General features: G+C 74.0%; 18 protein-coding genes and 1 pseudogene. 11 read left to right on the plus strand and 8 right to left on the minus strand.

Going from position 1 to position 24380, the window contains the following annotated elements; translation table 11 throughout:
• Window positions 1–98 precede the first annotated feature (98 nt).
• Window positions 99–995 carry a LysR family transcriptional regulator ArgP gene (locus tag AB0F58_RS24065; protein WP_357146989.1) on the minus strand — a complete coding sequence of 299 codons (897 nt, stop codon included), beginning with the start codon at window positions 993–995 and terminating at the stop codon, window positions 99–101.
• A gap of 79 nt (window positions 996–1074) precedes the next feature.
• Between AB0F58_RS24065 and AB0F58_RS24070 the strand changes: the two genes are divergently transcribed.
• The 5 genes from AB0F58_RS24070 to AB0F58_RS24090 all read left to right on the plus strand — a co-directional run bounded on the left by AB0F58_RS24070 (window position 1075) and on the right by AB0F58_RS24090 (window position 7580).
• Entirely contained in the window at window positions 1075–1671 is a 597-nt protein-coding gene (locus AB0F58_RS24070) for a LysE/ArgO family amino acid transporter (protein WP_357147113.1), read from the plus strand.
• A 106-nt stretch (window positions 1672–1777) separates the two neighbouring features.
• On the plus strand, window positions 1778–3217 hold the full coding sequence (locus tag AB0F58_RS24075) for a GuaB1 family IMP dehydrogenase-related protein (protein ID WP_357146992.1): 1440 nt from the start codon (window positions 1778–1780) through the stop codon (window positions 3215–3217).
• Window positions 3218–3277: 60 nt separating this feature from the next.
• Window positions 3278–3769, plus strand: a complete 492-nt coding sequence (locus tag AB0F58_RS24080) for a MarR family transcriptional regulator (RefSeq protein ID WP_357146995.1) — start codon at window positions 3278–3280, stop codon at window positions 3767–3769.
• Window positions 3763–5493, plus strand: coding sequence for an ABC transporter ATP-binding protein (locus AB0F58_RS24085; protein ID WP_357146997.1), 1731 nt, complete (start codon window positions 3763–3765; stop codon window positions 5491–5493). The genes AB0F58_RS24080 and AB0F58_RS24085 overlap by 7 nt, the downstream gene beginning before the upstream one ends.
• 38 nt (window positions 5494–5531) lie before the next feature.
• A complete protein-coding gene (locus AB0F58_RS24090; protein WP_357147115.1) occupies window positions 5532–7580 on the plus strand; it encodes an ABC transporter ATP-binding protein in 2049 nt (682 codons plus the stop codon).
• Window positions 7581–7622: 42 nt separating this feature from the next.
• Here the strand turns inward: AB0F58_RS24090 and thrS are convergent, their stop codons facing one another.
• Window positions 7623–8825: a threonine--tRNA ligase gene (gene thrS / locus AB0F58_RS24095; protein WP_357147118.1), complete on the minus strand. Its 1203-nt coding sequence runs from the start codon at window positions 8823–8825 to the stop codon at window positions 7623–7625.
• A 629-nt stretch (window positions 8826–9454) separates the two neighbouring features.
• Between thrS and AB0F58_RS24100 the strand changes: the two genes are divergently transcribed.
• Both AB0F58_RS24100 and AB0F58_RS24105 read left to right on the plus strand, forming a co-directional pair.
• Complete coding sequence (locus AB0F58_RS24100; protein ID WP_357147000.1) at window positions 9455–10069, plus strand: DedA family protein; 615 nt, start codon at window positions 9455–9457, stop codon at window positions 10067–10069.
• Window positions 10070–10127: 58 nt separating this feature from the next.
• Complete coding sequence (locus AB0F58_RS24105) at window positions 10128–10964, plus strand: NAD(P)H-binding protein (protein ID WP_357147003.1); 837 nt, start codon at window positions 10128–10130, stop codon at window positions 10962–10964.
• 18 nt (window positions 10965–10982) lie between these two features.
• Here the strand turns inward: AB0F58_RS24105 and AB0F58_RS24110 are convergent, their stop codons facing one another.
• Window positions 10983–12386: an NAD(P)H-quinone dehydrogenase gene (locus tag AB0F58_RS24110; protein WP_357147006.1), complete on the minus strand. Its 1404-nt coding sequence runs from the start codon at window positions 12384–12386 to the stop codon at window positions 10983–10985.
• Window positions 12387–12493: 107 nt separating this feature from the next.
• Here AB0F58_RS24110 and AB0F58_RS24115 point away from each other — a divergent pair, with 107 nt between their 5' ends.
• A complete protein-coding gene (locus AB0F58_RS24115; RefSeq protein ID WP_357147009.1) occupies window positions 12494–12949 on the plus strand; it encodes a gamma-glutamylcyclotransferase in 456 nt (151 codons plus the stop codon).
• 202 nt (window positions 12950–13151) lie between these two features.
• On the opposite strand, the gene AB0F58_RS24120 is transcribed toward AB0F58_RS24115, so the two are convergent.
• The 3 genes from AB0F58_RS24120 to AB0F58_RS24130 are packed head-to-tail and all read right to left on the minus strand — an operon-like array spanning window position 13152 to window position 15643.
• Window positions 13152–13916: a hypothetical protein gene (locus AB0F58_RS24120; protein WP_357147011.1), complete on the minus strand. Its 765-nt coding sequence runs from the start codon at window positions 13914–13916 to the stop codon at window positions 13152–13154.
• Between the two features lie 43 nt (window positions 13917–13959).
• Window positions 13960–15006, minus strand: a complete 1047-nt coding sequence (locus tag AB0F58_RS24125; RefSeq protein WP_357147014.1) for a hypothetical protein — start codon at window positions 15004–15006, stop codon at window positions 13960–13962.
• 4 nt (window positions 15007–15010) lie between these two features.
• The gene (locus AB0F58_RS24130) at window positions 15011–15643 is read right to left on the minus strand and encodes an MBL fold metallo-hydrolase (protein ID WP_357147017.1); all 633 of its coding nucleotides are present in this window, start codon (window positions 15641–15643) and stop codon (window positions 15011–15013) included.
• 150 nt (window positions 15644–15793) lie between these two features.
• Here AB0F58_RS24130 and AB0F58_RS24135 point away from each other — a divergent pair.
• Window positions 15794–16657: pseudogene (locus tag AB0F58_RS24135) on the plus strand (DUF4349 domain-containing protein); the annotation flags it as partial.
• A 298-nt stretch (window positions 16658–16955) separates the two neighbouring features.
• Here AB0F58_RS24135 and AB0F58_RS24140 read toward each other — a convergent pair.
• Window positions 16956–18215: an amidohydrolase gene (locus AB0F58_RS24140; RefSeq protein ID WP_357147020.1), complete on the minus strand. Its 1260-nt coding sequence runs from the start codon at window positions 18213–18215 to the stop codon at window positions 16956–16958.
• Between the two features lie 457 nt (window positions 18216–18672).
• Complete coding sequence (locus AB0F58_RS24145) at window positions 18673–20256, minus strand: methylmalonyl-CoA mutase family protein (protein WP_357147022.1); 1584 nt, start codon at window positions 20254–20256, stop codon at window positions 18673–18675.
• Window positions 20257–20462: 206 nt separating this feature from the next.
• Between AB0F58_RS24145 and AB0F58_RS24150 the strand changes: the two genes are divergently transcribed.
• The gene (locus AB0F58_RS24150; protein WP_357147025.1) at window positions 20463–22658 is read left to right on the plus strand and encodes a protein kinase; all 2196 of its coding nucleotides are present in this window, start codon (window positions 20463–20465) and stop codon (window positions 22656–22658) included.
• Between the two features lie 47 nt (window positions 22659–22705).
• Entirely contained in the window at window positions 22706–24379 is a 1674-nt protein-coding gene (locus AB0F58_RS24155) for a phospho-sugar mutase (protein WP_357147028.1), read from the plus strand.
• The last annotated feature ends 1 nt before the right edge of the window (window position 24380 follow it).

Below are 24380 nucleotides of genomic sequence, written 5' to 3' on the forward strand. Positions count from 1 at the left end.
GCGCGCCAACCCCGTCGCGCGGGAGCAGGAGCCTCTGCTCCCGCCAGACCCGGGCGGTACGCCTCCTGCCGGCACCACCCCCGCCACGGCGGGCGGCGTCAGCGGAGGGACTCGGCGGCCACGGCGTGCACGGCGGTGGTGAGCGCGCCCAGCACGGTCGCCTCCAGCCGCCAGTGCTGCCAGTAGAGCGGCACGTCCAGGTGCCGGCCGGGGGCGAGGTCGACACAGCGGCCGGCCGCCAGGTCGTCCCGGGCGAGTTGTTCGGGCACCAGGCCCCAGCCGAGCCCGAGCCGGATCGCCGCCCCGAAGGCCGGCACCGACGGGACGTAGTGCACCGGTGGGTCGAGCCGCTGCCCGGTGAGCGTCTCGACGAAGCGGTGCTGGATCCGGTCCTTGCGGTCGAAGACGACCACCGGCGCCTCCGCCAGGGCCGCCGGGGTGGGTCCGTCGGCGAGGTACCGGGCGGCGAGCGCGGGGGCGGCCAGGGCGAGGTAGCGCATCGCGCCGAGCGGTTGGGACCGGCAGCCCTGCACCGGTTCGCGCTCGGCGGTCACCGCCGCCGTCACCGTCCCGTCGCGGAGCAGCCGCGCGGTGTGTTCCTGGTCGTCCTGGCGCAGGTCGAACGAGCAGGCCAGGTCCGGGGGGAGTCGGGCCAGGGCGGCGGGGAACCAGGTGGCGAGCGAGTCGGCGTTGACCACCACGGCGACCCGGACCCGGTTGCGCCCACCGGCCAGCGGTGCGCGCGCCTCGGCCAGCGCCTCCTGTTCGAGGAGGGCGACCTGCCCGGCGAGGCGCAGCAGCGGCTGCCCGGCCGAGGTGGCCCGGCACGGCTTGGCCCGCCGGACCAGGACCTGCCCGACCGCCTCCTCCAACGCCTTGATCCGTTGGCTCACCGCCGACGGGGTGACGTGCAGGAGTGCGGCGGCGGCCTCGAAACTGCCCTCGCCGACCACGGCGGCGAAGGTGCGGAGCTGGGTCGAGTCGAGACCGGTCATGAGAGAATCTTAACGGCGCGCAGAAAGGTTAACTGGACTTAAGCGGGGGCCAGATTCTAGCCTCGCTGACGTGTCCACCGTGCTCAGCTCGACCATCGCCGGATTCTCCATCTCCATCGCGCTGATCGTCGCGATCGGCGCGCAGAACGCGTTCGTCCTCCGCCAGGGGCTGCGGCGGGAGCACGTCGTACCGGTGGTGGTGACCTGCGCCGTGTCCGACGCCCTGCTGATCGTCGCCGGCATCGCCGGCCTGGGTACGGCGGTGGCCGGTCGACCGGTGCTGCTCGGCGTGATCCGCTGGGGCGGAGCGGCGTTCCTGCTCTGCTACGCCGCCCTGGCCGCCCGCCGGGCGGTGCGTCCGGGCCGGCTCGTCCCCACCGCGCGGCCGCCGGCCACCCTCCGGGCTACCGTGCTGGCCTGCCTGGCCTTCACCTACCTGAACCCGCACGTCTACCTGGACACCGTGCTGCTGCTCGGCGGGATCGCCCAGCAGCACGAGCACCGGTGGCTGTTCGGGATCGGGGCGACGTCGGCCAGCGTCGTCTGGTTCACCACGCTCGGCGTCGGAGCGCACCGGCTCGCGCCGCTGCTCGCCCGGCCCGCCGCCTGGCGGGTGCTGGACGGCGTGATCGCGGTGGTGATGGTGGCGGTGGCGGTGGCGCTGCTGCTGGGGTGAGGCGTCCCCCCGTACGGGGCACGCGCCGCCCGTGCCTCCACCGGATGACCGTCGCCGGGGTGCCGCTACCCGGGCGGGACCGGCGGCGAGCAGGAATGATGGCCGGGTGCGGTTCCTTCATGGCGCGGCTCCCGCGCACGACCTGACCTACAACGACGTCTTCATGGCGCCGGTCCGTTCCGACCTCGCCTCCCGGCTCGACGTCGACCTGGCCACCGCCGACGGCACCGGCACCACCATCCCGCTGGTGGTGTCGAACATGACGGCGGTGGCGGGACGGCGGATGGCCGAGACGGTGGCCCGGCGGGGCGCCATCGCGGTGATCCCGCAGGACATCCCGATCGAGGTGGTGGCGAACGTCGTCGCCTGGGTGAAACAACGGCACCTGGTGCACGACACGGCGATCACGCTCGGCCCCACCGACACCGTCGGCGACGCCATCCACCTGCTGCCGAAGCGGGCGCACGGAGCGGTGGTCGTGGTCGACGCCGACGGCCGGCCGGTCGGCGTGGTGACCGAGGCGGACACCGTCGGCGTGGACCGGTTCGCCCAGCTCCGGCACGTCATGTCGACCGAGTTGCACACCGTGCCGGCGGACGCCGACCCGCGTACCGGCTTCGACCGGCTCTCGGCGGGCCGCCGCCGGCTCGCTCCGGTGGTGGACGACGGGGGCCGCCTGGTCGGGGTGCTGACCCGGCAGGGCGCGCTGCGCGCCACCCTCTACCGTCCGGCGGTGGACGACCGGGGGCGGCTGCGGATCGCCGCCGCCGTCGGCATCAACGGTGACGTCCGGGGCAAGGCCGCCGCGCTGCTGGAGGCGGGGGTGGACACGCTGGTGGTGGACACCGCGCACGGGCACCAGGAGCGGATGATCACCGCGCTGCGGGCGGTCCGCGCGGTGGACCCGGCGGTGCCGGTGGCGGCCGGCAACGTGGTCACCGCGGCGGGGGTACGCGACCTGGTCGAGGCCGGCGCGGACATCGTCAAGGTCGGGGTCGGCCCGGGGGCGATGTGCACCACCCGGATGATGACCGGGGTCGGGCGTCCGCAGTTCTCCGCCGTGCTGGACTGCGCGGCGGCGGCGCGGGAGCTGGGGCGGCACGTCTGGGCGGACGGCGGGGTGCGGCACCCCCGGGACGTGGCGCTGGCGCTGGCGGCCGGGGCGTCGAACGTCATGGTCGGCTCCTGGTTCGCCGGCACCTACGAGTCCCCCGGTGACCTCTACACCGACGCCGACGGCCGGCGGTACAAGGAGAGCTTCGGGATGGCCTCGGCGCGCGCGGTCAGCGCGCGGACGGCCGACGACAGCCCCTTCGACCGGGCCCGCAAGGCGGTCTTCGAGGAGGGCATCTCCTCGGCCCGGATGTACCTGGACCCGACCCGCCCCGGCGTGGAGGATCTGATCGACGAGATCATCGCCGGGGTGCGCAGCGCGTTCACGTACGCGGGCGCGCGGAACCTGGCGGAGTTCCACGAACGGGCGGTGGTCGGGGTGCAGAGCGCGGCCGGTTACACCGAGGGGATGCCGCTGCCGACGAGCTGGTGACCGGCGCGGCGACGACCTTTCTGTTCGGGCCCTGACTGTCAGGGGGCTAACCTGTCCCGCATGGACCCTGACGACCTACGGGACGCGCCGCTCGGCCGGCTGCTCGTGGTGGCCGGGCACCTGGTGGCCCAGCGGTGGAACCGCAGGCTCACCGAGGACTACGGCCTGACCCAGGCCGGCCTGGCCACCCTGATGACCCTCGACCAGCACGGCGAGCTGACCCACCGCGCCGTCGCCGACCGGTGCTTCGTCCGCCCCGCCACCCTGACCGGCATCGTCGACACCCTGGAACGGGACGGGCTCGTCAGCCGGCAGCGGGACGAGACCGACCGTCGGGCGGTGCGCCTCGCCATCACCCCGGCCGGTCGGGAGAAGCTCGCCGGGCCCGCCGGGCTGGTCGCCACCAATCCGCCGCTGACCTCGGTCGACGCCGATCCGGGCCGGGCCGCCGTGATCCGGGAGTTCCTGCTCGAGGTGATCGGTAGCGGCGAGCCGCAGTCCTGCGGCGGCGAGCCGTTGGCCGACCGGCGGCCGGGGGGCGCGCCGTGCTGATCCGACTCCTGCGGCGGCACCTGCGCCCGTACGCCCGACCGCTGTTGGCGGTGGTCGTGCTCCAGTTCGTCGGCACGATGGCCTCGCTCTACCTGCCGCGCCTCAACGCCGACCTCATCGACCGGGGCATCGCACGGGGCGACACCGACCTGATCGTCCGGCTCGGCGGGTGGATGCTGCTGGTGAGCGCGGTCCAGGTCGGCTGCGCGATCGTGGCGGTCCGGTACAGCGCGCTCGCCGCGATGGGGCTCGGCCGGGACGTACGGGCCGCCGTCTTCCGGCACGTCAACCGCTTCTCCGCCCGCGAGGTGGCGCGGTTCGGCGCGCCGTCCCTGATCACCCGGAACACCAACGACGTGCAGCAGGTGCAGATGCTCGTGCTGGTGGCCGGCTCGATGCTGGTCACCGCGCCGATCATGAGCGTCGGCGGGCTGGTGATGGCGCTGCGCGAGGACGTCGGCCTCTCCTGGCTGGTGGTGGTCAGCATCCCGGCGGTGACCGTGGCGATCAGCCTGATCACCCGGCGACTGGTCCCGCTGTTCCGCCGGCAGCAGACCCGGATCGACGCGGTCAACCGGGTGCTGCGGGAGCAGATCAGCGGCATCCGGGTCGTCCGGGCGTTCGTCCGCGAGCCGTACGAGACGGAGCGCTTCGCCGTCGCGAACGCCGACCTGACCGACACCGCGCTCCGCGCCGGCCGGCTGCTCGCGTTGATCTATCCGGTCGTCCTGCTGGTGCTCAACGTCTCCAGCGTCGCGGTGCTCTGGTTCGGGGCGCTGCGGGTCGAGACCGGCCAGATCCAGGTCGGCGCGCTCACCGCGTTCGTCGCCTACCTCACCCAGATGCTGATGGCGGTCATGATGGCCACGCTCACCCTGATGATGGTGCCCCGGGCGGCGGCCTGCGCCGAGCGGATCACCGAGGTTCTCGACACCGAGCCGTCGGTGCTCCCGCCCCGGCAACCGGTCCCCCGCACCGGGCCGAACGGCGTGGAACTGCGCGCCGTGCGGTTCCAGTACCCGGGCGCGGCGGCCCCGGTGCTGCGGGAGGTCTCCTTCCGGGTCACCGCCGGCACCACCACCGCGATCGTCGGCAGCACCGGCGCGGGCAAGACCACCCTGCTGTCGCTGATCCCCCGGCTGGTCGACGTGACCGCCGGCACGGTGCTGGTCGACGGGACCGACGTCCGCGACCTCGACCCGGAGACGCTCTGGGGACGGATCGGGCTGGTGCCGCAGCGGCCGTACCTGTTCACCGGCACGGTGGCCAGCAACCTGCGGTACGGCAACCCGGACGCGGGCGACGAGGAGCTGTGGGCGGCACTGGAGATCGCCCAGGCCCGGGAGTTCGTCGCGGCGATGCCGGGTGGGCTGGCCGCCGAGATCGCGCAGGGCGGCACGAACGTCTCCGGCGGCCAGCGGCAACGGCTCGCCATCGCCCGCGCGCTGGTCCGCCGCCCGGGGATCTACCTCTTCGACGACTCGTTCTCCGCGCTCGACCTGGGCACCGACGCACGGCTGCGCGCCGCCCTGCGCCCGGCCACCCGGGACGCCGCCGTGCTGATCGTGGCGCAGCGGGTCTCCACGGTCGTCGACGCCGACCAGATCGTCGTCCTGGAGGACGGGGCCGTGGTCGGGATCGGCCGCCACGCCGACCTCCTCGACACCTGCCCGACGTACGCGGAGATCGTCTCCTCCCAGCAGACCACGGGAGCGACGGCGTGAGCGCGCGGGCCGTACCCGAGGGGAAGCGGAAGGAACAGATGAGCGGGGAGGAGCGGACGCCCCGGCGCCTGCCGTCGGGTGCCCGGCGCGGCGGGCCGGTGACCGGCGTCGGCGTGCCGGCGGAGAAGCCGCTGAACTTCGGGCCCTCGGCCCGCCGGCTGCTCGGCCTGCTCCGGCCGCACCGGGGACGGCTCGCCACGGTGGTCGCCCTCGCCGTGGCCGGCGTGGGGCTCACCGTGGTCGGGCCGCTGATCCTCGGGCACGCCACCGACCTGATCTTCGGCGGGGTGCTCGGCCGGCAGTTCCCGGCCGGGCTGACCACCGAGGAGGCCGTCGCGCGGGCCCGGGACGCCGGTGACGACACCCTCGCCGGCATGCTCGCCCGGATGGACGTGGTGCCCGGCGCGGGCATCGACACCGGCCGCCTCGGGCGGGTGCTGCTGCTGGCCCTCGGGCTGTTCCTGCTGGCCAGCCTGCTGACCTGGGTGCAGGGGTACGTGCTCACCGGCGTGGTGCAGCGGACGGTGCAGCAGCTGCGCGCCGACGTGGCGGCGAAGCTGCACCGGCTGCCGCTGCCCTACTTCGACCGGCAGCCCCGGGGCGAGCTGCTCAGCCGGGTCACCAACGACATCGACAACGTCGCGCAGAGCCTGCAACAGACCCTGAGCCAGTTGCTCACCTCGGTGCTCACCGTGCTCGGGGTGGTGGTGATGATGGTCGTGGTCTCCCCGCTGCTGACCGCGCTCACCCTGCTGGCGGTGCCGGCGTCGGTGCTGGTCACCCGGCAGGTGGCGAAGCGCTCGCAGCGGCAGTTCGTCGCCCAGTGGACGCACACCGGGCAGCTCAACGGTCTGGTGGAGGAGGTGTACACCGGGCACGAGCTGGTCCGGGTCTTCGGCCGGCAACGCGAGGTCGAGGCGACCTTCGCCGCGAAGAACGAGGAGCTGTACCGGGCCGGCTTCGGTGCCTACTTCGTCTCCGGGATCATCATGCCGGCGCTGATGTTCATCGGGAACCTCGGTTACGTGCTCGTCGCGGTGGTCGGCGGTCTGCGGGTGACCGCGGGAGCGATGAGCCTGGGCGAGGTGCAGGCGTTCATCCACTACTCGCGGCAGTTCACCCAGCCGCTGACCCAGTTCGCCTCGATGATCAACCTGCTCCAGTCCGGGGTGGCCTCGGCCGAACGGGTCTTCGCCGTCCTCGACGCGGCCGAACAGACGCCGGACCCGGCGGCACGGACCCCGGAGCTGCCGGCCACCGACCGGACCCCGGGCCCGCTCGGGGCGGTGGTGGCCCAGCGCACCGGCCGACCGGGCGGACGCGTCGCCACCGGCCGGGTCGAGTTCGAGCGGGTCTCCTTCCGGTACGACCCGGACCGGCCGCTGATCGAGGAGCTGTCGCTGGTGGCCGAACCCGGACACACGGTGGCGATCGTCGGGCCGACCGGCGCGGGCAAGACCACCCTGGTCAACCTGATCCTGCGCTTCTACGAGCTGGACTCCGGGCGGATCACCCTGGACGGGGTGGACGTCACCGCGATGCGCCGGGACGAGCTGCGCGGCCGGATCGGCATGGTGCTCCAGGACACCTGGCTCTTCGGCGGGACCATCCGGGAGAACATCGCCTACGGCCGGCCGGACGCCACCGAGGAGGAGATCCTGGCGGCGGCTCGGGCGACCTTCGTGGACCGGTTCGTCCGGAGCCTGCCGGACGGCTACGACACGGTCATCGACTCCGAGGGCGGCAACGTCAGCGCCGGCGAGAAGCAGCTGATCACCATCGCGCGGGCCTTCCTCGCCGAGCCGTCCCTGCTCATCCTGGACGAGGCGACCAGCTCGGTGGACACCCGTACGGAGGTGCTGGTGCAGCACGCGATGGCGGCGCTGCGGTCGGACCGGACCAGTTTCGTCATCGCCCACCGGCTCTCCACCATCCGGGACGCCGACCTGATCCTGATGATGGAGCAGGGCCGGATCGTCGAGCAGGGCACCCACGAGGAGCTGCTCGCCGCGCGGGGCGCCTACCACCGCCTGCACCACGCCCAGTTCTCCGCCCCGATCCAGGACGACCCGTCACCGGCGCGGTGACGACCGGGGGGTGCGTCGGGACCGCCCGACGCCCCCCCGGGGTCACCCCAGCGGCGGCCGGGCGGCGGCGGTGACCAGGTCGAGCGCCTCGGAGGTGGGCAGCGGGTCGAGGACCCGGCCGTCACGCTGGCGGAGGCTGACCCGCCCCTCGGCCGCCTCCCGGGGGCCGACCACGGCGACGAACGGGATCCGACGGCGGGCGGCGTCGCGGATCCGGGCGCCGAGGGAGCCGGTGGCGTCCACCTCGGCCCGCAGCCCGGCGTGGACGCACTCCCGGCTGAACCCCGCCGCCGGCCCGGCCTGCCGGTCGTCGAGCGGGAGCACCACCACCTGCACCGGGGCGTACCAGGCCGGGAACGCTCCGGCGTGCTCCTCGATGAGGTACGCGAAGAGACGTTCCATGCTGCCGACCAGACTCCGGTGCACCATCACCGGTCGACGTCGCGCCCCGCCCGCGTCGACGTACGACAGGTCGAAGCGTTCCGGTTTGTCGAAGTCGAGCTGCACGGTGGAGAGGGTGGACTCGCGCCCCGCCGCGTCCCGGACCTGGATGTCGATCTTCGGGCCGTAGAAGGCGGCCTCCCCGGGGGCCTCGGTGTGGTCGATCCCGGCCAGGGCGGCCCGCAGCAGCTCCTCGGCCCGCCGCCACTGCTCCTCGTCGCCGACGTACTTCTCCCCCGGCCCGCGCAGCGACAGCCGGAACCCGGCGACCCGTACGCCCAGCGCGGCGTGCGCCGCGCGGATCAGTCCGAGGATCTCCGCGACCTCCGCGCCGACCTGCTCCGGGGCGCAGAAGTTGTGCGCGTCGTTGAGCGAGATGGCGCGTACCCGGGAGAGCCCGCCGAGCACCCCGGAGCGTTCCGCCCGGTACATGCCGCCCAGTTCGGCGACGCGCAGCGGCAGGTCCCGGTAGGAACGGCCCCGGGACCGGTAGACCAGCGCGTGGTGCGGGCAGAGCGCCGGCCGGAGCACGAACTCGTCGTCCGCGCCCAGCCGCATCGGCGGGAACATGTCGCCGGCGAAGTAGCCGAGGTGCCCGGAGCGGTCGAACAGGTCCCGCCGGCCCAGCGGCGGGGTGTGGACGTGCTGGTAGCCGGCCCGGCGCTCCAGCTCCCGGAGGTACTCCTCGACCGCGTGCCGGGCGGCGGCGCCGGCCGGCAGCCAGAACGGCAGTCCGGCGCCACTGAGCGGGTCGGAGGCGAAGAGGTCCAGGTCGCGGCCGAGCCTGCGGTGGTCGTTCATCAGGGTCTCCCGGTTCGGGTACGACCCCGCAGCGACCGGTCGGAGCACGACGAAGGCCCCGGGCGGATCGCCCGGGGCCTCGTCGACGGATCAGGTCAGCGCGGCGTGCCGGGGTCTCCCGGCGTCGTCGTCACCACCGCACTGCGCATGCCACGACGGTACGCCGCCCACCGGGCGGGACGCACCCGATTTGCGCGCCGGCTGACGGGCCGGACAGGTGTGCCGCCCGGGGAGGGCGGGGCGGGTCCGGGCCGGGCAGGTGGCCGGACGAGGACCCGGGCCAGCAGGGCCGACGAGGAGGCCGGGCCAGCAGGGCGGACCGCCGGCCGGGACCTGCCGGCGGTCCGCGAGCGATCCGCTCGTCGGGAACGGGGGACCCGACGCGATCGGGTCGCGCGGTCAACGGTACGCGCGCGGCGACCGATCCGCCGACCGCGCCGCCGGCCCCCCGCGACGGCGCCGTCTTCCGTACCCTCTGCGGTAGCTCGTCGTTGTACCCAGGTGGCTCCACCCGTGGTGGGCGTCACCACCGGCCAGGGCTGTCCGTGGTGACGCGGCACACGCCGTCAGGCTCGGTACACCCCGATCGGCCGAACCGCGAGGTGGCATTGGCGCCCGACCTACTCACCGACGTGGCGTCACCCGCGTGGGCGTACCTGATCCTGCTCGGACTCCTGGCGCTGGACGCCTTCGTGCCGGTGATCCCGACGCAGGTTGTCATGATCACCGGTGGTGCGCTCACCGTGTACGGCGAGTTGAACCTGCCGCTGACCATCGGGATCGGCGCGACCGGGGTGTTCGTCGGCGACCTGGCCTGCTATCTGCTGGGTCGGCGGACCCCGGAGCGGGTGGTACCCCGCCAGCGGAAACCGGGCCGGGCCCGGCGGGCCGCAGGGCGGGTCACCCGGGGGCTGCGCCGACCGGGACCGCTGGTGATCCTGCTCTGCCGGTTCGTGCCCGGCGGGCGGATGGCCGCCTGTTTCTCCGCCGGCCGCAGCCGCTACCCGTACCGGCTCTTCCTCTGCTACGAGGCGGTCGCCGCGCTGGGCTGGGCCGGGTACGGCGGGCTCGTCGGCCACCTCGGCGGCGCGGCGCTGGCCCGGTCGGGCTGGCTGTTGGCGCTGATCGCGGCCGGGGCGGCAGCCGGGTTCGCGGCGGCCGGCTGGGCGTTGAACCGGGTCGCCGCCCGTCAGGCCCGCACCGCGGGGCCGACCGCCGACACCACCGTTGACGTCAACTCGGGTTGAGGTCCTAGCGTGTTGCTGGCGGGGCGGCGGTCGCCCCGCCAGGCACGGGGGTGGACGGATGATTCTGGTGACCGGCGCGACCGGGACAGTCGGCCGAGCGGTCCTGACCGAGCTGGTCGAACGGGGTGTCGGGGTACGCGCGGTGACCCGCGACCCCGGCGCGGCCGGGCTGCCGACCGGCGTCGAGGTGGTAGCGGCCGACCTGACCGATCCCGCCTCGCTGACCCCGCACCTCGACGGGGTGGAGGCGGTCTTCCTGGTCTGGCCGTCCGCCGACCCGGCGGTGACCGCCGCGACCGTGCCCACGCTGGTGAAGCTGCTCGCCGACCGGGTGCCCCGCATCGTGTACCTGTCGGCGCAGGCCGTCGAGTCCGGCGCGGGCTCGGCCTGGGCGATCGTCGAAGAGGCGGTGGAGACGTCCGGGGCGGTCTGGACCATCCTGCGACCGACCGGTTTCGCCGCCAACACCCTGATGTGGGCTGATCAGATCCGGTCCGGTGACGTGGTGCGCTGGCCGTACGGCGAGGCCGCCCGGTCCCTGGTGCACGAGCGGGACCTGGCCGAGGTGGCGGTGCTCGCCCTGACCCGGGACGGCCACGGCGGAGCCCGGTACGTGCTGACCGGGCCGGCCACGTCGACCCAGCGGGAGCAGGTCGAGGCGATCGGCCGGGCGATCGGCCGGGAGCTGAGCTGGACCGAGCTGCCCCGGCCGGCCGCCCTGACGATCCTCACCGAGGCGCTCTCCGATCCGGTCTACGCCCTGGCCGTCCTGGACGGGTGGGCCGGGTTCGCCGCCCGGCCCGAAACGGTCACCGACACCGTCCGGGAGATCACCGGTCGGCCGGCCCGCTCGTACGCCGAGTGGGCCGTCGACCACCGCGACCGGTTCCGCTGACCGCCGGCCGTACCGGCGTCACTCCAGCTCGTGCAGCATCAGCTGCCGGGCCGCCTCGGCGATCGAGCCGGACAGCGACGGGTAGATGGTGAAGGTCTGCGCCAACTCGTTGACGGTGAGGTTGTTCTCCACCGCCATGGTGATCGGCAGGATCAGCTCGCTGGCCTTCGGCGCGACGACCACCCCGCCGACCACCTGGCCGCTGGCGGGCCGGCAGAAGAGCTTGACGAACCCGTCCTCCAGACCGGCCATCTTGGCCCGTGGGTTGCCGGACAGCGGCAGCATGACCTGGCGGGCCGGCACCTTTCCGGCGGCCACCTCGTCCTGCGACACCCCGACGGTGGCCAGCTCCGGGTCGGTGAAGACGTTCGCCGAGACGGTCCGCAGCCGCAGCGGCCGGACCGCCTCACCGAGCGCGTGCCACATCGCGATCCGCCCCTGCATGGCGGCGACGCTGGCCAGCGGGAGCAGCCCGGTGCAGTCGCCGGCGGCGTAGATGCCGGGCACGGTGGTGCGGGAGACCCGGTCGACGGTGACGTAGCCGCCCTGGGCGAGCTGGACGCCGTACTCGGCCAGGCCGAGGCCGGCGGTGTTCGGCACCGAGCCGACCGCGATCAGCGCGTGCGAGCCGGCCACCACGCGCCCGTCGGAGAGCTGGACCTCGACCCCGTCGTCGGTCCGGCGGACCGCGTCGGCCCGGGAGTTGTTGAGGATGGTCATGCCCCGGGAACGGAACACCCGCTCGATGGCCATGGCCGCGTCGGCGTCCTCGTGCGGCATGACCCGGTCCCGGCTGGAGACCAGGGTGACCTCGACGCCCATCGCCAGGTACGCGCTGGCGAACTCGGCACCGGTCACGCCGGAACCGATCACGACCAGGTGCTCGGGCAGCTCGGGCAGGTCGTACACCTGCCGCCAGGTGAGGATGCGCTCGCCGTCGGGCAGGGCGGTGGGGAGCTGGCGCGGAGTGGCCCCGGTGGCGATCAGCACGGTCGACGCGGCGATCGAGTACTCCGGGTCGCCGTCGGCCGGGGTGACCACCACCCGGTGGGTGTGCCCGAGCGTGTCCTCACCGAGCCGGGCCCGGCCGGTGACGACGTTCACGCCCGCCTTGACCAGCTTGGCGTGGATGTCGGAGGACTGGGCCAGCGCCAGCCGCTTGACCCGCTCGTGCACGGCCCGCGCGTCGACGGTGACCGCCTCCAGGCCGTCGGAGTCCACGCCGAACTCCTCGGTGTCCCGGTAGCCGGTGACCACCTCCGAACTGGCGATGAAGGTCTTCGAGGGGACGCAGTCCCAGAGCACGCAGGCACCGCCGGCCCCCTCGGCCTCCACCACGGTGACGTCGGCGTCGAGCTGGGCGGCGACCAGCGCCGCTTCGTACCCCGCCGGTCCACCGCCGATGATCACGATCCGGCTCACAGTGCTCGCCCTCCGTCGCTTCCCATGATGGTTTTCCTCACCTCAGACTGCCCGACACGCACTGTTCGTATTCTCCCCCACCCGTCCGCCGGGCTATCGTCATCGCTGTGCGTCATTACGCCGCCTACGGCTCAAACCTGGACCCCGCCCGGATGCGCGCCTACTGCCCGCACTCGCCCATGGTCGGCGTCGGCTGGCTGGAGGGCTGGCGACTCACCTTCGCCGGTGAGGGCGTCATCGGCTGGGAGGGCGCGGTCAGCACCGTCGTCGAGTCCCCCGGCGACCGGGTGTTCGTGGCGCTCTACGACATCCACCCGTACGACGCCGCCCATCTCGACGAGATCGAGGGGGTGACCGCCGACACCTACCGGAAGTTGCATGTCCGGATCTCGACCCTGGAGGGCGACGTGACCGCCTGGATCTACGTCTTCGCCGGGTACGAGGGCGGGCTGCCCACCGCGTGGTACCTGTCGGAGATCGCCACCGCCGCCGAGAAGGCGGGTGCGCCCGACGACTACGTCAAGGAGCTGCGGTCCCGTCCCACCGGCACCGCGTCCGCGTAGCACGTCTGACACCCCTCCAGTCTGCGCCGGCCGTCACCGGCCCGACCGACCGGCCCCACCCCGGGTCGGCCGGCACACCGGGAAAACCACCCGCAGGGTGCGGGAACCGACGCCTGGTGATCAACTCCGTCTCGGCGAGGTGGGTCTTTCGGAACGTCCCGACGCCCCCGGGCCGGCGACACGGCGCCGGTCGGCCGGGGCGTCAGTGACCGGTGGACGGGCGTCCGTCGGCGGGGCGTACCCGCCGGTGGGTGGCGGTGAGCAGGTCGACCAGTTCGACCCGTTCCGCCGGGTTCAGCGCCCGGAGGGCGGAGGAGACCAGCCGGTCGGTCGCGGCCTCCGCCCAGAGTCGCCGTCGCACCAGCGGACCCACCGGCGGGTACGGCCGGGGCCAGCCGCCGGCCATCGCCCCCGCCTCCCCCTCCGATCCGGCGAGCACCGCCTCCAGCGGCGTCATCCCGCTGACCCGGACGGTGAGCAGGTACGCGTCGAGGTACAACTCCCGCAGCAGGTGCAGCCCCACCGCGGCGCGCGCGCCCGGCGCGTCGTCCGGCACCGGCATCGCCCGCCAGGCCGCGAAGAGCGGCAGGCCGTGCGCCTCGGCGGCGGCCACCGCCCGGTGCAGCAGGTCGGCGAGACGGGCCGCCCTCGGGGCCTCGTCCAGGTGTTCACGGCCCCAACGGCAGCACTCGGCGAGACCGGCCGCGGCCACCTCGCGCGGGGCGACCACCCGGGCCGCGGCGTCCCAGCCCTCGGCGACCGCGTCCGGGGCGATGAAGCCCAGGCAGGCGGCGGCGGTCGCCGAGCCGACGTCACCGAGCGCGCCGCCCCGGGCGACGACGTAGAAGGCCCAGCCGGAGATGCCGAGCAGTCGCGCCCGGCGGCGGGTGACGGGGCACCGGGCGTACGCCTCGCCCAGGTCCACCACGATCGATCTGCCCGCCGCGGCGGCCTGTTCCGGTGTCATCCGGCCCGTCCATCACGGGTCGCCAGCCGTACGTCCATCCGGTTTAGTGTGCCGTGTCGTCGCCCGTCCCGGCAGTCCCCTCCTGGGCGATCAGCCCCTCCCACGCCCCCTCGACCTCGCCGGCGTGCCGCCGGGCGGCGGTGACGCCCCGTTCGGCGGCTCGCCGGGCCAGCCTGCGCCGGCTCACCTCCTGCTCGGCGTCGGCCCGTCGGCGCTCCACCTCGACCAGCTCGGCCTCGACCGAGGCCAGCGTGTCGGCGGCGTCGCGTTCGGCCGCCGTCGCGCCGGTCAGCTCCGCCTCGGCCCGTTCCTGGACGGTACGTGCCTTCGCCAGCTCCCGTTCCAGCGCCCGTCGCCGCTTCGCCCGTTCCGCGCGTTCGGCCCGTTCGGCCCGGTCCGCCCGTTCGGCCGCCCTGGCCCGGACGGCCCGGTCCGTGTCCGGGGTCGACGCGGACCGGTCGTCCTGCCCGGCGCGTGCCGGCCGGTCGTCCTCCCGGGTCCGGCCGCCCCGGTGGCTCCGCTCCGCCGTCGGGCCCCGGTCCGGACGACCGTCGCCCGAGGGTTCCCCGGCCCCGCCGGTGACCAGCCGGAGCTGCGGCCGGGGCACCTCGCCGAACCCGGCATAGCTGGCGGCCCTGAGCAGCCGGCCCGCGCGGACCTGGGCGGCCACCTGCGGGTCGGCGAGCGCGGCGTTGAGGGTCGCCTCGACCTCGGCCAGGGGCAGCCGGTTGGCCGACGGTGCGCCCTCGGTGCCGGCGGCCAGCGTCCGGGCCTCGGCGACCAGGGCGGCGACCACCGCGCGCCGCTGGGCGGAGAGTTCCCGCAGCCGGGGCCCGCGCAGATCCCGCTGGGCCGCCCGGAGCGCCTCGGCCAGCTCCACCAGGCCGGCCACCAGCTCGGGACGACGGATCGCGAGCAGGTTGACCAACCAGGCCGCGACGGTGGGCCGGCGCAGTTTCGCGATCTCCCGGGCGGTCGCCGGGTCGCCGGCCCGGCGGGCCTCGGCCACGGCGGCGTCCCGGGTGGCCACGAATTGGTCCGGTGACGTGCCGTAGAGGCGCTCGATCAGGTCGTGGGAGGGGCCGGGCATCGACTCAGGCGTCGATCCGGGTACCCGGCGTCAACCGCTGGTAGTCGACCGGGGAGAGCCGCCGGAAGTTCGCCTCCAGCACGGCGAGACCGTTGTCGTTGAGCAGCCCGTCGTGCAGGGCGTACGCCCGGCGCGGAGCGACCGCCCGGAGGAAGTCCAGGGACTCGGAGAACTTCGCCCAGGGTGCGTGGATCGGCAGGAAGAGGAGTTCGATGGTCACGTCGTCCGGGGCCACCAGGGCGTCGCCGGGGTGGTAGACCGTCTCGCCGACCAGGTAACCGAGGTTGTCGACCACCGGGATGTCCGGGTGGATCACCGCGTGCCGCCCGCCGTGGGCGCGGACCGGGATACCGGCGGCGGTGAACGACTGCCCCGGTTCCACCGGGGTCAGCACGTCGGGCAACCCGTCCACGGTGGTGGCCAGCGATGCCGGCCCGTACAGGGTGAAGGGGCGCCGGTCCAGCTGACGGGTCAGCGCCGGCACGTCCACGTGGTCCGGGTGCTGGTGGGTGACCAGCACCGCGTCCACCCCGTCGAGCGCCTCGGCGCTCTCGCTGAACGTCCCCGGGTCGATGACGAGAACTCCTCCGTCGTGCTCGACCCGCACGCAGGAGTGGCCGTACTTGGTCAGGCGCATTCGTGACTCCTCGACAACCAAATCGTGATCTCTTCAGCGCAGTTTGCCGGAACGGAGGCGGCACCGCGCCTCGTCTGATCGATCGCCTCGGCGAACCGGGTCAGCGGATGCGACGACCGGGGTCAGGAGATCGGAGAAGACATGGTGGATATGGGACGACGGCGGTGGGCCGTGCCGCTGGTGACCCTCGGCCTGGCGGCACTGGTCGCGGTCGGCGGATGCTCCGCCGGCAGCGACACCAGCGAGCGGGCCGCCTCGGACAACGCCGGCGGAGGGGCGCCGGCACCCGCCGCGCCGGAGGCGGGCCGGGGCGACGCCGGGTCGGACACCGCGCCCGGCGGGGCCGGGGGCGTGGACCTGCGGGTGGACCAGCGGGCGATCGTCTACACCGGATCGGTGCGGGTGCAGGTCGAGGACGTGGACCGGGCCGCCCAGGACACCGTCGCACTGGTCACCGCGGCCGGCGGCTTCGTCGGCGGGGACGAGCGACGCGGGGTCGACGAGGACGCCCGCGCCCAGTTGGAGCTGCGGGTGCCGGCGGAGCGGTTCACCGGGGTGGTCGACGGGATCGCCAAGCTGGGCGAGCAGCAGTGGCGGGAGATCCGGACCGAGGACGTCACCGAGCAGACGGTCGACCTCGATGCCCGGATCGTCACGCAGCGGGCCCGCGTGGAGAGCGCCCGCCGGCTGCTGGCCCGCGCCTCCTCGATCAGCGACCTCGTCTCGCTGGAGAACGAACTGGGTCGGCGGGAGGCCGACCTCGCCTCGCTGGAGGCGAAGAAGCGGCGGCTGGCCGACCTCACCGCGCTCTCCACGATCAACGTCTCGCTGGTGACCGAGAAGGTCCGCAGCGGCGACGAGAACGAAACCGGTTTCCTGGCCGGGCTCGCCGACGGTTGGCGGACCTTCCTGGACTCGGTGACCGTCCTGGTCACCGTGCTCGGCGCGCTGTTGCCGTGGCTGGTCGTGCTCGCCGTACCGGTGGTGCTGGTCTGGCGGCTGGTGCGCCGACGGCGTCGGCAGCGGGCCAGGCAGGTCGTCCTCCCCGGCGCTCCGGCGCACCCGATGGCACCCGCTCCCGCGCACCCGACGGCACCTGCTCCGGTGCCCGCCGGGATCGGTGGGGTGTCGCGGCCGGCGGCACCCGCTCAGCGGTCGGCGCGCCCCGACGCCGCCCAGTTCGGGGGCGACGCCCGCGTCGACGCGCCGGGTGCCCCCGGTTCCGGGACGCGGCCGGCGACGTCCGCCCCACCCTCGGCCGGGAGCGGTACGCCGCCGGCCGGAGGCGGTACGCCGCCGTCGTCGGGTGGGGTCAGCGAGTCTCCGCCAGCGCCGTGAGCGCGGTCTGCACCATGAGCCGGACGCCGACCGCGATCGCGTGCTCGTCCACGTCGAACGAGGGACGGTGCAGGTCGAGGCTGGGCCCGGACCGGCCGACCCCGAGCCGGGCCAGCGCGCCGGGGACGTACTCCAGGTACCAGGAGAAGTCCTCGCCGCCCATGCTCTGCGGGGTCTCGGCGACCGCGTCGGCACCGAGCGCGGTGACCGTGGCGGCGGTGAGCACCTGGATCGCCCGCGCGTCGTTGCTCACCGGCGGGCGGCCCCGCAGGTACTCCAGGTCGACGGTGGCGCCGGTGGGGGCGAGGACGTCCCGGACCACCTGGCCCACGATCTTCGGCGCCTCCTCCCAGGCCTCCCGGGTCATGGCCCGCAGGGTGCCGGAGGCGACCGCCTCGGACGGGATGATGTTGTAGCGGGTGCCGGCCGAGGCCTGCCCGAACACCAGCAGCAGGCCACTGTTGGCCGGCACCCGCCGGCTGACCAGCGCCGGAACCTCGGTGACCAGCCGGCCGAGGGCGTCGACCATGTCGACGGTGAGGTGGGGCCGGGCGGTGTGACCGCCCGGCCCGCTCAGCCGGACGGTGACGTTGTCGGCGGCGGCGGTGATCGGACCGACCCGAAGGCCGATCTTGCCGACCGGCAGGTTGGGGTCGCAGTGCAGGGCGAAGATCCGGGTCACGTCCTCCAGCCCACCGGCCTCGATGACCTCCAGCGAGCCGCAGGGCAGGATCTCCTCGGCCGGCTGGAAGATCAGCCGGACCCGGCCGGGCAGTTCGCCGAGGTCGGCGAGTTGGGCGAGGAGCATGCCGACCCCGAGCAGGACGGTGGTGTGCACGTCGTGTCCGCAGGCGTGGCAGACCCCGTCGACCGTGGAGCGGTACGGCACGTCCTTCACGTCGGTCAGCGGCAGCGCGTCGATGTCGGCGCGCAGCGCGACCACCGGACCGTCCGGGCGGCCGTCGATGTCGCAGATCACCCCGTTGCCCTTGGCCAGCATGCGGGGTTGCAGCCCGGCCAGGGAGAGTTCCCGGGCGATCAGCGCGGCCGTCTCGAACTCCTCGCCGGAGAGTTCCGGATGTGAGTGGAGGTGCCGACGGGTGGCGATGAGGCCGGGTGTCCGGAGCGCCAGCAGATGGTCGAGCTCGAACGGCAGGGGCTGGGATCCCGGCGGTGCCTCGTGCCAGGACGACGCCAGATGGCTGCCGTTGGGCAGCGTCAACGCACTCGTCACGTCGATTTCTCGATCACTGTGGATGGGATGGGACTCGGACAGCCTAGACCTTCGACGGTGACGCTGCGCAACTTCGTTCTGGTGATCGTCAGAGCGCAGAGCGTCACGAAAACCCTGGTGGGAGCGCTCACGGACCTGCGGGACAGCAGGTAGATCGCCGTCGGAAGCCTCCATCCGCCCCATACCCTCCTACACCGCGTGACCGCCTGCGAACCAACCACATCACGTCGGCACAAGCTCATCTGTCCCGGATTGTCGCATTCGTGCGCCCGGAGGGCGGACGACTCCGACAGGGACCCGACACCGGGGCGTCCCGGCATCCGGGAAGTTCGGACGGGAGGCGGATCCCGACGGTCCCACCACCGTACGACGACCCACCGCACAACCTGTCCGTTCCGGTGGCCGGACGAGGATTACCCGGCCCGTCCGGGACAGTCACCCGTCCCGCCGCGCGGGGTCAGAACCGGTCGGTGGGCCGGTACGTCCCCCACACCTCGCGCAGCGTCCCGCAGACCTCGCCGACCGTGGCCCGCGCCCGCAGCGCCTCGCGCATCGGATAGAGCACGTTCTCCTTGCCCTCGGCGGCGGCGCGCAGCTCGGCGAGGGCCCGCTCGACCGCGGACGCGTCCCGCGAGCGCCGCAGCGTCGCCAGCCGCTCGGCCTGGGCCGCCTCGATCGTCGGGTCCACCCGCAGCGGCTCGTACGGCTCCTCCTCGTCGATGGCGAACCGGTTGAGACCGACCACCACCCGCTCCCCGGAGTCGATCTCCTGGGCCATCCGGTACGCGGACTGCTCGATCTCGCGCTTCTGGAAGCCGGTCTCGATCGCGTCCACCACCGAGCCGTGATCGGCGACCCGGGCCATCAGCTCGTCGACCGCCGCCTCGATCTCGTCGGTCATCGCCTCCACCACGTACGACCCGGCGAAGGGGTCGACGGTGGCGGTCAGGTCGGTCTCGTACGCCAGCACCTGCTGGGTGCGCAGGGCGAGCCGGGCGGCCTTCTCGGTGGGCAGCGCGATCGCCTCGTCGAAGCTGTTGGTGTGCAGCGACTGGGTGCCGCCGAGCACCGCGCCGAGCCCCTGGACCGCCACCCGGACCAGGTTCACCTCGGGCTGCTGGGCGGTGAGCTGGACCCCGGCGGTCTGGGTGTGGAAGCGCAGCATCAACGACTTCGGGTTGGTGGCCCCGAAGTTGTCCCGCATCAGCCGGGCCCAGATCCGTCGGGCGGCCCGGAACTTGGCGACCTCCTCCAGCAGGGTCGTCCGGGCCACGAAGAAGAACGACAGCCGGGGGGCGAAGTCGTCCACGGCCAGCCCGGCGGCGAGCGCGGCACGCACGTACTCCACCCCGTTGGCCAGCGTGAACGCGATCTCCTGCACGGGCGTCGCGCCGGCCTCGGCCATGTGGTAGCCGGAGATGGAGATGGTGTTCCACTTCGGCACCTCGCTGCGGCAGTACGCGAAGGTGTCGGCCACCAGCCGGAGCGAGGGCTTCGGCGGGAAGATGTACGTGCCCCGGGCGATGTACTCCTTGAGGATGTCGTTCTGGATGGTGCCGTTGAGCGCCGCCCCGGCGACCCCGTTCTCCTCCGCGACGAGCTGGTAGAGCAGGAGCAGCACCGAGCCCGGCGCGTTGATCGTCATCGAGGTGGAGACCTTGTCCAGCGGGATGCCGTCGAAGAGCGTCCGCATGTCCTCGATCGAGTCGATCGCCACGCCCACCTTGCCGACCTCACCGTGCGCGATGGGGTCGTCGGAGTCGTAGCCCATCTGGGTGGGCAGGTCGAAGGCGACCGAGAGGCCCATCGTGCCGGCCCGCAGGAGCTGGTGGTAGCGGGCGTTGGACTCGGCGGCGGTGCCGAAGCCGGCGTACTGCCGCATCGTCCACGGGCGCGACGTGTACATCGTCGGATACACGCCCCGGGTGTACGGGAACTCACCCGGCCCGCCGAGGCGGGCGGCCAGGTCCTCGGGAAGGTCCGCCGCCGTGTAGACGTCCTTGATCGGGAAACCCGACTCGCTCGACCGCCGTTCGCTCATCCCCGGATGGTAGGACGCGCAGCTCGAGCCGGGGGTGAGGCATAGCGCACACCTTGCCGGACGAGGCCAAACGGACGACGCCGTGACCAGCACGTATGGTCGTCACTGAAAGAACGCCCGCCGCGTCGGCTTTCGCATCGGGTGTCGGACCCGCAAGATAGGGGGGTTGTGTCCCAGCCCCCTCGAATTACTCCGGTGGCTTTTCTGTGACTCAGATCCCGACGTGGAGCGGCGGACCGGCCAGTCCCCCCAACGGGCGTGCAGCCCCCGGCACCACCATCGGTGGTCGCTACGAGCTGCGTTCCCCGGTGGGCAATGGCGGCATGGGCACGGTCTGGCGGGCCGCAGACACACTTCTCCGACGTGACGTGGCGGTCAAGGAGGTCGTCCTCCCGCCGGGCCTGGCGCCCAGCGACCGCGACGCGATGTACGAACGCACCCTCCGGGAGGCACGTGCCGCGGCGGCCATCCAGCACCCGGCCGTGGTGCAGGTCTACGACGTGGTCACCGAGGGCGGCCGGCCGTGGATCGTGATGGAGCTGCTCGACGCCCGCAGCCTGGCCGACATGGTCATCGAGGACGGGCCGCTCGCCGCCCGCGCGGTCGCCAAGATCGGGATCGCGCTGCTCGGGGCGCTGGAGGTGGCGCACGCGATGAGCGTGCTGCACCGGGACGTGAAGCCGGCCAACGTGCTGATCTGCACCGACGGTCGCTGCGTGCTCACCGACTTCGGCGTCGCCCGGATGCCCACCGACGTCCAGCTCACCACCCCGGGGATGGTGCTCGGCTCACCGCACTTCATCTCCCCCGAGCGGGCCATGGGGCAGGACTTCGGTCCGCCGAGTGACCTGTTCTCGCTGGGCGTGACGCTCTACACCGCGGTCGAGGGACGGCCCCCCTTCGACAAGGGCGACCCGATCGAGACGATGCACTCGGTGGTCGAGGACGAGCCGGCCACGCCGGTCCGCAGCGGGCCGCTGACCCGGGTGCTGATGGGCCTGCTGGAGAAGGACCCGGCCCGCCGCTTCGACGTGCACACCTCCCGGGCGATGCTGCGGGAGCTGCTCGCCGGCCCGCTGGCGAGCAACGCGGCGGCGGTCAACTCGGTCACCGACCCGTACGCGGTGGTGCCGGTGCAGCGGCCCGCCACCCCGCCCCCGGTGCCGGTCGAGGCCGAGGAGCCGAAGCCGACCGGCCAGATCGGCGGCCGGGCGATGCTCGCGCCCGGGGAGTCGCTGACCGACCGGCTCGCCGCGCTGCGGCGGGGCGAGGAGCCGAAGGCGATCACCCCGAGGCCGGCCGCCGCGCTGGACGACACCAGCGCGGACGCGCTCGCCGGCCCGCTGCACACCCCGACCGGCGCGATGCCCCCACCCAGTGCCCGCGTCGAGCGTCCGGGCACCACCTACGGCGCCCGCACCGACGCCGCTGCGGCGAGCACCGACAGCCCGTCGCCGGCGGTCCGGGAGGACACCGCCCCCACGGTCAACCTCGGGCGGGCTCCCGGAGCCAAGGGCGGCTTCGGGGCCGATCCGACGATCGCCCTCGGCCGGCAGACGGAGACGCCCCGCCCGGTGACCTACGGCCGGGCGGCGGATGCCACCCAGCAGGTTCCCGCCGGCGGCGCGGCGACCACCCAGCGCCTGGGCTCGCCGTACGGGGCCACCTACGGCGCCCCGGCCGGCAACCAGTGGTCGGTGCCGGGCACCGGCCAGCCGTGGGCCGTGGCGACGCCCGCGGGGCCGACCTCCGGCCCCGCCGGCGACGCCGGCCGGGGTGGTGGCGCCGGACGGGTGCTGGAGCAGGTCCGCCGCTGGCCGCGCAAGGTGCAGCTCGCCGCCGCCGGTGGGTTGGCCGTGGTGCTGCTGATCGGCCTGGTCTTCCTGTTCGGTGGCGACGACCAGGAGTCGCCGACCACCCCGCAGGCCCAGCCGAGTGCCTCCGCGCCGGCCGCGCCCGCCCTGGAGATGCAGGAACACTCCGCCCGCGGGATCACCATGCTGGTGCCCAAGGGCTGGAAGCGGACCAGCGGCGGCAGCTACACCGACTACACCGATCCGGAGGACAGCGGCCGACGGGTCCGCATCATCACCGAGCCGTTCCGCACCACCTCGACCCGGTGGGCGGAGGTCGCCGCGAACGGCCTGCGCACCCGGGACTCCTGCGCCAAGCCGTACCAGCAGCTCGCCCTGGACGAGCAGGAGCTGGCCGGCAAGCCGGCCGCCCAGCTCGAGTACACCTGCGGTGAGGGCGACGGCATGCGGCACGGGGTGTGGCGCGGCGTCGTGCACGACGGCAAGGCGTACTCCTTCTACCTCACCTCCAACGACTCCCGCTTCGCGGAGAGCAAGCCGATCTTCGACGAGATGGTGAAGTCGTTCCGACTCAGCGACGCCGGCTGAGTCGGGCCGCCGGGACGTGGTGATCCGCCGCCGTGCTATCAAGAGGCATGGCGGCGGACCCCACTGACACCATCGACGACCTTCGCGAGCGCGCCCGGCGCTGGCTCGACGACGACCCCGACCCGGTCAGCCGGGAGGAACTCCAGGGCGTGCTCGACCAGCTCCCGGAGAGCGCCCCGGAGCTGGCCGACCGGTTCGCCGGGCCGCTGACCTTCGGCACCGCCGGCCTGCGTGGCCCGCTGCGGGCCGGTCCGAACGGCATGAACCTCGCGGTGGTCACCCAGGCAGCGGCCGGGCTGGTCGCCTGGCTCGCCGCCGAGGGCGCCACCGGTCCGTTGGTGATCGGGTACGACGCCCGACGCGGCTCGAAGGAGTTCGCCGAGCGCACCGCCGAGGTCGCCACCGGGGCGGGTCGCGCGGCGATGCTCCTGCCCCGGCCGCTGCCCACCCCCGTGCTCGCGTACGCGGTGCGCCATCTCGAGGCGGCGGCCGGAGTGATGGTGACCGCCAGCCACAACCCGCCCGAGGACAACGGCTACAAGGTCTACCTCGGGGCGCAGCTCGGTGGCGGGACCGGCGCGGGCGCGCAGATCGTGCCCCCCGCCGACCGGGGCATCGAGGCGGCGATCCGCGCGGTCGGCCCGCTCGCCGAGGTGCCGCTCGGGCCGCCCGGCGAGGTGCTCGGTGACGACCTCGTCGTCGCGTACGTCAGGCGGGCGGTGGAGGTGGTCGAGCCGGACGGTCCCCGGGGCCTGAAGGTCGCGTACACGCCCCTGCACGGGGTGGGCGCGGCGGTGCTCACCGCCACCTTCAGCCGGGCCGGGTTCGGCATGCCCGGCGTGGTGCCCGAGCAGGCCGAGCCGGACGGCTCCTTCCCGACCGTCTCCTTCCCCAACCCGGAGGAGCCGGGCGCGGTGGACCGGCTGGTCGCGCTCGCCGGGTCGATCCGGGCGGACCTCGCCATCGCCAACGACCCGGACGCCGACCGGTGCGCCGTGGTCGTCCCCGACCCGGTGGCCGGCGGGTGGCGGATGCTGCGCGGCGACGAGGTCGGCGTGCTCCTCGCCGACCACCTCATGCGGCGGGGCGTCCGTGGCCTGTACGCCACAACCATCGTGTCGTCCGCGCTGCTGCGGGCCATGTGCGCCGCGCGCGACCTGCCGTACGGCGAGACGCTGACCGGGTTCAAGTGGATCGTCCGGGCCGGCGACGGCAGCGAGCCGCTGGTCTTCGGGTACGAGGAGGCGCTCGGCTACTGCGTCGCACCGGAGCACGTCCGGGACAAGGACGGCATCACCGCCGCGCTGACCGTCGCCGAACTGGCCGCCGACCTGAAGGCCCGGGGTCGCACCCTCACCGACCGGCTCGACGAGTTGGCCGCCGAGTTCGGCGTGCACCACACCGACCAGTACTCCGTCCGGGTGACCGACCTGCGGCTGATCGCCGACGCGATGGCCCGGGTCCGGGCCGCCACCCCGACCACGCTGCTCGGCCGGCCGGTCACCGAAACCCAGGACCTGCTCCCCGGGGCCGACGTGGTGATCCTGCGGACCGACACCGTCCGGGTGGTGATCCGGCCCTCCGGCACCGAGCCGAAGCTCAAGGCGTACCTGGAGGTCGTGGAGCCGGTCGCGGACGGCGACGTCGCCGCGGCCCGGGAGCGGGCCGGGACGGCCGTCGCCGCCCTGCGCACCGAGGTCGCCGCCGCGCTCGGCCTGTAGG

This window comes from Micromonospora sp. NPDC023956 (genome assembly GCF_040639195.1).
Classification (GTDB): Bacteria; Actinomycetota; Actinomycetes; order Mycobacteriales; family Micromonosporaceae; genus Micromonospora.

Bases quoted from the DNA above. Each gene is read 5' to 3' on its own strand.
- AB0F58_RS24155 (WP_357147028.1), top strand. From the start codon at position 22,706: ATGGCGGCGGACCCCACTGACACCATCGACGACCTTCGCGAGCGCGCC.
- AB0F58_RS24125 (WP_357147014.1), bottom strand. From the start codon at position 15,006: ATGCCCGGCCCCTCCCACGACCTGATCGAGCGCCTCTACGGCACGTCA.
- AB0F58_RS24130 (WP_357147017.1), bottom strand. From the start codon at position 15,643: ATGCGCCTGACCAAGTACGGCCACTCCTGCGTGCGGGTCGAGCACGAC.
- AB0F58_RS24065 (WP_357146989.1), bottom strand. From the start codon at position 995: ATGACCGGTCTCGACTCGACCCAGCTCCGCACCTTCGCCGCCGTGGTC.
- AB0F58_RS24080 (WP_357146995.1), top strand. From the start codon at position 3,278: ATGGACCCTGACGACCTACGGGACGCGCCGCTCGGCCGGCTGCTCGTG.
- AB0F58_RS24145 (WP_357147022.1), bottom strand. From the start codon at position 20,256: ATGAGCGAACGGCGGTCGAGCGAGTCGGGTTTCCCGATCAAGGACGTC.
- AB0F58_RS24120 (WP_357147011.1), bottom strand. From the start codon at position 13,916: ATGACACCGGAACAGGCCGCCGCGGCGGGCAGATCGATCGTGGTGGAC.
- AB0F58_RS24090 (WP_357147115.1), top strand. From the start codon at position 5,532: ATGAGCGGGGAGGAGCGGACGCCCCGGCGCCTGCCGTCGGGTGCCCGG.
- AB0F58_RS24105 (WP_357147003.1), top strand. From the start codon at position 10,128: ATGATTCTGGTGACCGGCGCGACCGGGACAGTCGGCCGAGCGGTCCTG.